Raw genomic sequence first — 7,145 nt, 5'->3', positions numbered from 1 at the left:
GCGCGGCCGCGTCTTAGGTGATTACCACCCCGGCCAACCCGGGCCCGGTGTCCCCCGCCTTTGGCGCGGCGCGGGTTGGCCCGGCGCCGGCGCCCGGGTGTTGCGGGGGCCGCCGTCGCATTTGTCGAGCGTCGAAACGGACAGTGAGATGAACCAGCACGTCACGGCCGAAGCATCCGGTCCGGTCAATATATCGGCCGGGCAGGAAGATGTCGTACGCCTGGTCGACCTCAAGCGCCGCTTTGGCGCGACGCCTGCGCTCGACGGCGTCTCGCTGACGGTGAAGAAGGGCGAGATCCTCGGCATCATCGGCCGCAGCGGAGCCGGCAAGTCGACGCTGATCCGCTGCCTCAACGGGCTGGAGCGGCCGGACTCCGGCGACGTCTTCATCGAGGGCCGCGAGATCGGCCGGCTCGGCGAGCGTGAATTGCAGCCGCTGCGGCGTCGCATCGGCATGATCTTCCAGCACTTCAATCTGCTGTCGTCCAAGACCGTGGAGGACAATGTCGCGCTGCCGCTGAAGATCGAGGGCCGCCCAAAGGCCGAACGGCTGGCGCGCGCCGCCGAATTGCTCCACCTCGTCGGCCTGTCGGAGAAGGCGAAGGCCTATCCGTCCTCGCTGTCGGGCGGCCAGAAGCAGCGCGTCGGCATCGCCAGGGCGCTGGCCGCGCGGCCAGCGCTGCTGCTGTCCGACGAGGCGACCTCAGCGCTCGATCCGGAGACGACGCGCTCCATCCTGGCCTTGCTGAAAGACATCAACCGGCAGCTCGGCCTGACCATCCTGCTCATCACCCACGAGATGGAGGTGATCCGCTCGATCGCCGACCGCGTCGCGGTGATCGATGCCGGGCGCATCGTCGAGCAAGGCCCGGTGTGGTCGGTCTTTGCCGAGCCGCGTTCCGAAATCACCAGGAGCCTGCTCGGCGGCATCCGCCCGCAACTGCCGGCCGAGATTGCCGGCCGGCTTGCTCCCGGAGGCGGCGCCGAGCTCATCCTCAGGGTCGACGTCGCAGGTGAGGCCGCGCGCGGTCCGCTGCTGTCCGATCTTGCGGTGGCGGTGCCGGGGCCTTTCCGCCTCGTCCATGGTGGCATCGACCATGTCCAACAGCAGCCGGTCGGCACGCTGTTCCTTGCGGTCGCGGGCAACGATCCGAAACATCTGTCGAAAGTAATCGCATTCCTGAAGGCCCGCGACGCGCGGGTGGAGGTGCTTGGCCATGTCGCCGGTTCTGTTTGAACTTCTGCTGCGTTCGATCTGGGAGACGGTCCTGATGACGGCGGCATCGGGCCTCATCTCGCTCGTCTTCGGGCTGCCGCTCGGCCTGGCATTGATTGCCACCGAGCGCGGCGGCATTGCCGAAAGCCTGTGGGTGAACCGCGCGCTCGGCGCCGTCATCAACGGCTTCCGCTCGGTGCCTTTCATCATCCTTCTGGTGGCGCTGATCCCGGTGACGCGGCTGATCGTCGGCACCTCGATCGGCACCTGGGCGGCGATCGTGCCGTTGTCGATTGCGGCGACGCCCTACTATGCCCGCATCGCCGAAGTGTCGCTGCGCGAGGTCGATCGCGGCCTGATCGAGGCGGCACGCGCCATGGGCGGCAATCGCTGGACGATCATCCGCGAGGTGCTGGTGCCCGAAGCTTTGCCCGGCATCGTTGCTGGTTTCACGGTGACGCTGGTAACGCTGATCGGCGCCTCGGCCATGGCCGGCGCCATCGGTGCCGGCGGGCTTGGCGACCTCGCCATCCGCTACGGCTACCAGCGTTTTGAGACCAGCGTCATGGTCGCCGTGGTCATTGTGCTGATCATCCTCGTTTGCGGCATCCAGTGGGTCGGCGACCGGCTGGTCGCCAGGCTGGACCGGCGCGGATAAGCGGCCACGAACGTTATTTGCCGGCAGGCTGCCAAACGCAGCGCCGGCTTTCTCCATCGGCGCCGAGATTGGATTGCGCGTTGCTTTGATCGGACCGGCCTGCGTGCCACCGTGACAGCGGAACAAGGAGCTTGACCATGCCCAGGATCGTACCCGTGCTTGATCTCGGCCGCCTCGAACAGGGCGCTTCGGAACGGCGAACGTTTCTCTTCGACCTGCGCACGGCCGCGCGCGATGTCGGCTTCTTCTATTTGACCGGCCACGGCATATCGGCTGCGGATACCGCAGAAGTGCTCGACGCCTCGCGCCGGTTCTTTGCCTTGCCGGAAGCCGACAAACTGGCGATCGAAATGGTGAAGTCCTCGCAGTTCCGCGGCTACACGCGCGCCGGCGGCGAGCTGACCAAAGGCAAGGCCGACTGGCGCGAACAGCTCGACATCGGCGTCGAACGCCCGGCCATCGAACAAGGCCCCGGCGTGCCCGCCTGGACGCGGCTGCAAGGGCCGAACCAGTGGCCGGGGGCACTGCCCGAGCTGAAGCCGGCTCTGCTGGCATGGCAGACCAAGGCGACAGCGGTAGCGATCCGGCTGCTCAGGGCCTTCGCTTTGTCGCTCGACCAGACCGAGGATGCCTTCGATCCGATCTACCGGGCCGAGCCCAACCACCGCATGAAGATCGTGCGCTACCCCGGTCGCGACGCCACCGGCGATGACCAGGGCGTCGGCGCGCACAAGGATGGCGGTTTCCTGACGCTTCTGCTGCAGGACGAGAGCAAGGGCCTGCAGGTCGAATATGACGGTGCTTGGGTCGACGTCGATCCGCTGCCCGACACGCTGGTGGTCAACATCGGCGAACTGCTCGAGCTGGCCTCCAACGGGTATCTGAGAGCAACGGTCCACCGCGTGGTAACGCCACCGGCCGGTGTCGAGCGGATTTCGGTGCCCTTCTTCTTCAGCGCCCGGCTCGACGCCACGATCCCGCTGCTCAACCTGCCCGAGGAACTGGCGGCCGAGGCGCGGGGTCCGGCCAGCGATCCCGACAATCCGCTGTTTCGCAATGTCGGTACCAATGTGCTGAAGAGCCGCCTGCGCTCGCATCCCGACGTGGCGCGCCGGCACTATGCCGATCTTCTGGAAACCGACGCCTCACCGGCTGAAATCTTTCAAAACGAGAACGAAATTTCCGAATCTCGCGTTGTTTTAGAAAGCCGTTCGTCGCCATCTGCCGCGAATACGCGCATATAGGAATTATCGTTCGGCGGTTTCCTCCCATTCCACCGAGCGGTGTTCCCCTCTGAAGGTTCTTGACCTTCTTTTGGCCGGGCCGCTTTCGCGCCCGGCCTTTTTTATGTCAATAGCTCTTCTTTCTTCCCCACAAGGGGAGAAGGAAGAGGCGCCAGGGGACTTCACCCAAACTTCGGATCAAGGCTCCCCGACTTGTAGCGCTTGGCCATCTCGGCCACCGGCAGCGGCTTGATCTTCTGGGCATTGCCGGCGGTGCCGAACTGCTCGAAGCGCTCCTTGCACAGCTTGCGCATCGCGGCCATGGCCGGCGTCAGGTATTTGCGCGGATCGAACTCGCTCGGGTTTTCGCTCAGCACCTTGCGGATGGCGCCGGTCAGCGCCATGCGGTTGTCGGTGTCGATGTTGATCTTGCGCACGCCGTGCTTGATGCCGCGCTGGATCTCTTCCACCGGCACGCCCCAGGTCGGCTTCATCTGGCCGCCATATCTATTGATGATTTCCTGCAGGTCCTCGGGCACCGAGGACGAGCCGTGCATGACCAGATGCATGTTGGGCAGGCGGCGGTGGATTTCCTCGATGACGTTCATCGCCAGCACCGCGCCGTCCGGCTTGCGTGAGAATTTGTAGGCGCCGTGGCTGGTGCCCATGGCGACAGCCAGCGCATCGACATGGGTGTCCTTGACGAACTCGACCGCCTGTTCCGGATCGGTCAAGAGCTGGTCGTGGCTGATGGCGCCTTCGACGCCGTGGCCGTCCTCCTGCTCGCCGCCGCCGCTCTCAAGCGAACCGAGCACACCGATCTCGCCTTCCACCGACACGCCGCCCCAATGCGCCATGTCGACGACGCGCCGGGTGATGCCGGAATTGTAGGCATAGTCGGCCGGCGTCTTGCCGTCCTCTTTCAGCGAGCCGTCCATCATGACAGAGGTGAAGCCGTACTGGATGGCGGTGACGCAGGTGGCTTCGTTGTTGCCGTGGTCGAGATGCATGCAGACCGGAATGTCGGGGTGGATTTCGACCAGCGCGTCGATCAGCTTGGCCAGCACCACATCATTGGCGTAGGCGCGGGCGCCGCGGCTGGCCTGCAGGATGACCGGCGACTTGGTCTCCTCGGCCGCCTCCATGATGGCGAGGCCCTGTTCCATATTGTTCATGTTGAAGGCGGGTACGCCGTAGCCGTATTCGGCGGCGTGGTCGAGCAATTGTCTCAGTGTTATGCGAGCCACCCAATAGTCTCCCGTATCTGGTTTCAAGCGCAACGTCGCGGGCCGGCCGATTGCCGGCCTAGATGCTTCTGGCCGGATTTCGCCAGAACCGCAACCGTCAGCGGCCATCGAGGCCGCAATTCTTGTTGCAGGGCTGAAATCCGGTAGCCAGCCGGTGAGGCGCTAATCTCCCCCATTGAGGGGGAGATGGCCGGCAGGCCAGAGGGGGTCGGTTCGACTGGAGCGCTAGCATCATCTGTCGGTGCTGGGAGGTCGCGTCAGGACGCGCCGACCCCCTCTGTCGCCTTTGGCGACATCTCCCCCTCAAGGGGGGAGATTATCCGCGTTCGGGGAACATCGCCTTCAACCCTTCGCGCGAAGCCTTGGCCACACCGCGCTCGGTGATCAGCCCCGTCACCAGCCGTGCCGGCGTCACATCGAACGCCGGATTGGCCGCCGGCGTCGCTTCGGGCGAAACCCGAACCTGCGCGATCTTGCCGTCCGCCGTCTTGCCCCAGACCAGCGACACCTCGTCACCGGAGCGTTCCTCGATCGGGATTTCGGTCAGGCCATCACCCACCGTCCAGTCGATGGTCGGCGAGGGCAGAGCGACGTAGAAGGGCACCTCATTATCGGAGGCGGCGAGCGCCTTGAGATAGGTGCCGATCTTGTTGCAGACGTCGCCATTGGCCGTGGTGCGGTCGGTGCCCACGATCACCATGTCGACCGCGCCACGCTGCATCAGATGGCCGCCGGCATTGTCGACGATCAGCGTGTGCGGCACGCCGTGGCCGGCCATCTCCCAGGCGGTCAGCTGGGCGCCCTGGTTGCGCGGGCGCGTCTCGTCGACATAGACATGGACCGGAATGCCGGCCTCGACGGCGAGATAGATCGGCGACGTGGCGGTGCCGTAATCGACCGTCGCCAGCCAACCGGCGTTGCAGTGGGTGAGGATGTTGACCGGCTCGCCCGGCTTCTTGCGTGCCGCGATCTCCTTGATGATGGCAAGCCCGTTCTCGCCGATGGCGCGATTGAGATCGACATCCTCGTCGGCGATTTCGGCAGCGCGCTTATAGGCCGCCTCCGCGCGCTGTCCCAATACGATCGGCCTGAGGAACCGCCGCATCTCGTCCAGCGCCCATCGTAGATTGATCGCAGTCGGCCGCGTCTTGTGCAGCGTCTCCCAGACCGCGTCGAGCGCTTCGTCAGACGGATCGTCCGCCATCTGGATGGCGACGCCGTAGGCCGCGGTGACGCCGATCAGCGGCGCGCCACGAACCCACATGTCACGGATCGCGGTGGCGATGCCGGCAACGCTCCCGATCGTCTCGACCCGGAACTCGTGCGGCAGCCAGCGCTGGTCGATGATCTCGACCGAACGCTGGTCGTCGCTCAGCCAGATGGTGCGGTAGTGGCGCTCGCCGACGTTCAAATCCTGCTCTCCCGTTCGATCAAAGCGGCCAGATTATTGACCTCGTCCATGCCGTGAATCTGGCGCCGGTTGACGGCGATGTGACGGCCGAATTTCAGCGCCTTGGCCTCGCAGTAGGCTCGCAGATCCTCGTCCTCGATGGTCTCGAAATCGGCATTGTGGGCGAGGCCGAGGATGCGCCGGTGCACCTCGATGCCGGCAAAGCCCAAGAGGTCGGTCCAGATCTGGTGCAGCACATGGTCGAGCGCCTGCTCCGAGGCGAGAATGTCGCCCTGATCCTCGAACAGGCTCTTCTGGTAAAGCATGCCGGTGCGCTCGGTGCGCCATAGATGCGAGAACTCGGCGCGGAACACCGTCCAGGTGTCGTTGGTCACCCCGAGCAGATAGGCACGCATGGCGTCACGCTTGCCCTTCTGTTCATGGCCACGCTGCGAGAAGTAGGACATCCAGAAATTGGCGAGCAGCATGCCTACATCGAAGGCCATCGGACCGTAGAAGGCGAACTCCGGATCGATCATCCGCGTCTCGGTGTCGGTGACCATGATCGAGCCCGAATGCAGGTCGCCATGCAGCAGCGTCTCGGCGTTGGCGGCGAAGATATGCTTCAGCCGCTGCGCTTCGACCTTGAGGTCGCGGTCGGCACGCAGTTCGGCGACCAGACCGTCGAGCTGCGGCGAGGTGTGCCGGTTCAGCTTGGCGTCGAAATAGGGATCGGAAAACACCAGGTCTTCGGTGATGCCGCAGAGTTCGACATTGTCGGCAAACAGCGCCAGGTCGGCCTTGCGGTCCTTGGTCGGCATGGAGAGATCAGAGCCGCGGAACAAAGTGCGGGCCATGAACAGGCCGGTGTCGCGGGCGATATTTGGCAACTCGCGGCCGTCGATCAGGGCACGGCGCAGGATGATGTGCGGCGGCGCCAGATATTCCATGATGATCAGCGCCTGGGCTTCGTCGAAATGGAGGATCGCCGGCACCGAGCCCGGCGCGCGCGCCTCTTGCCGCGTCAGCGCGTGATACTCGAAGAAGGAGCGTTTGAGCGGCAACGGCCAGCTGTCGCCGACGAGGCGAACATAGGGCAGGGCCTGCTTGACCACGGCCGCACTTGAGCCGCCTTCGACGATGAAGACGAGGTTCAGATTGCCGTCGCCGACCTCGCGCACCTTCCAAGGGCCCTTGCCGATTTTGGCGCACAGCGCTTCGTTCGTACCGAGGCGCGTTGCAAGCGTCTCCACCGACAGTGCTTCAAACGGCAATTTCGCAGTCATTCCTCACCCTCCCGCTTGCTCGCTCCAATCATAGTGGAGCGATGGCGGTGAGGCCAAGCTAGGAAGCTGACTGGCAATTGTCAATCGAGTTGACAATTGATGACGTAGCCCATAGCGTCATCTTC

General features: G+C 64.7%; 6 protein-coding genes. 3 read left to right on the top strand and 3 right to left on the bottom strand.

Going from position 1 to position 7,145, the window contains the following annotated elements; genetic code table 11:
- Nucleotides 1–148 precede the first annotated feature (148 nt).
- The 3 genes from NKI31_RS26240 (at nucleotide 149) to NKI31_RS26230 (ending at nucleotide 3,118) form a co-directional block, all read left to right on the top strand.
- Nucleotides 149–1,237 (top strand): methionine ABC transporter ATP-binding protein, encoded by a 1,089-nt coding sequence (locus tag NKI31_RS26240; RefSeq protein WP_352652915.1) that lies wholly within the window; start codon nucleotides 149–151, stop codon nucleotides 1,235–1,237.
- Nucleotides 1,218–1,874, top strand: a complete 657-nt coding sequence (locus tag NKI31_RS26235; protein ID WP_023668578.1) for a methionine ABC transporter permease — start codon at nucleotides 1,218–1,220, stop codon at nucleotides 1,872–1,874. The genes NKI31_RS26240 and NKI31_RS26235 overlap by 20 nt, the downstream gene beginning before the upstream one ends.
- Nucleotides 1,875–2,011: 137 nt before the next feature.
- Nucleotides 2,012–3,118 carry an isopenicillin N synthase family dioxygenase gene (locus NKI31_RS26230; RefSeq protein ID WP_352652914.1) on the top strand — a complete coding sequence of 369 codons (1,107 nt, stop codon included), beginning with the start codon at nucleotides 2,012–2,014 and terminating at the stop codon, nucleotides 3,116–3,118.
- Between the two features lie 161 nt (nucleotides 3,119–3,279).
- On the opposite strand, the gene fba is transcribed toward NKI31_RS26230, so the two are convergent.
- From fba to mtnK, 3 genes are all read right to left on the bottom strand, one after another.
- The gene (fba, locus tag NKI31_RS26225) at nucleotides 3,280–4,344 is read right to left on the bottom strand and encodes a class II fructose-bisphosphate aldolase (RefSeq protein ID WP_352652913.1); all 1,065 of its coding nucleotides are present in this window, start codon (nucleotides 4,342–4,344) and stop codon (nucleotides 3,280–3,282) included.
- Between the two features lie 316 nt (nucleotides 4,345–4,660).
- Nucleotides 4,661–5,755, bottom strand: a complete 1,095-nt coding sequence (gene mtnA / locus NKI31_RS26220; RefSeq protein WP_023668575.1) for an S-methyl-5-thioribose-1-phosphate isomerase — start codon at nucleotides 5,753–5,755, stop codon at nucleotides 4,661–4,663.
- Nucleotides 5,752–7,020 carry an S-methyl-5-thioribose kinase gene (gene mtnK, locus NKI31_RS26215; RefSeq protein ID WP_352652912.1) on the bottom strand — a complete coding sequence of 423 codons (1,269 nt, stop codon included), beginning with the start codon at nucleotides 7,018–7,020 and terminating at the stop codon, nucleotides 5,752–5,754. Before mtnK ends, mtnA begins: the two co-directional genes overlap by 4 nt.
- Nucleotides 7,021–7,145 lie beyond the last annotated feature (125 nt).

It is taken from the genome of Mesorhizobium sp. M0659, assembly GCF_040320605.1.
Lineage (GTDB): Bacteria > Pseudomonadota > Alphaproteobacteria > Rhizobiales > Rhizobiaceae > Mesorhizobium.
This window is presented reverse-complemented; position numbering and strand designations above follow the sequence as displayed.

Coding starts and splice junctions, on each gene's coding strand:
- NKI31_RS26240 (WP_352652915.1), top strand. CDS start 149: ATGAACCAGCACGTCACGGCCGAAGCATCCGGTCCGGTCAATATATCG.
- NKI31_RS26235 (WP_023668578.1), top strand. CDS start 1,218: ATGTCGCCGGTTCTGTTTGAACTTCTGCTGCGTTCGATCTGGGAGACG.
- mtnK (WP_352652912.1), bottom strand. CDS start 7,020: ATGACTGCGAAATTGCCGTTTGAAGCACTGTCGGTGGAGACGCTTGCA.
- NKI31_RS26230 (WP_352652914.1), top strand. CDS start 2,012: ATGCCCAGGATCGTACCCGTGCTTGATCTCGGCCGCCTCGAACAGGGC.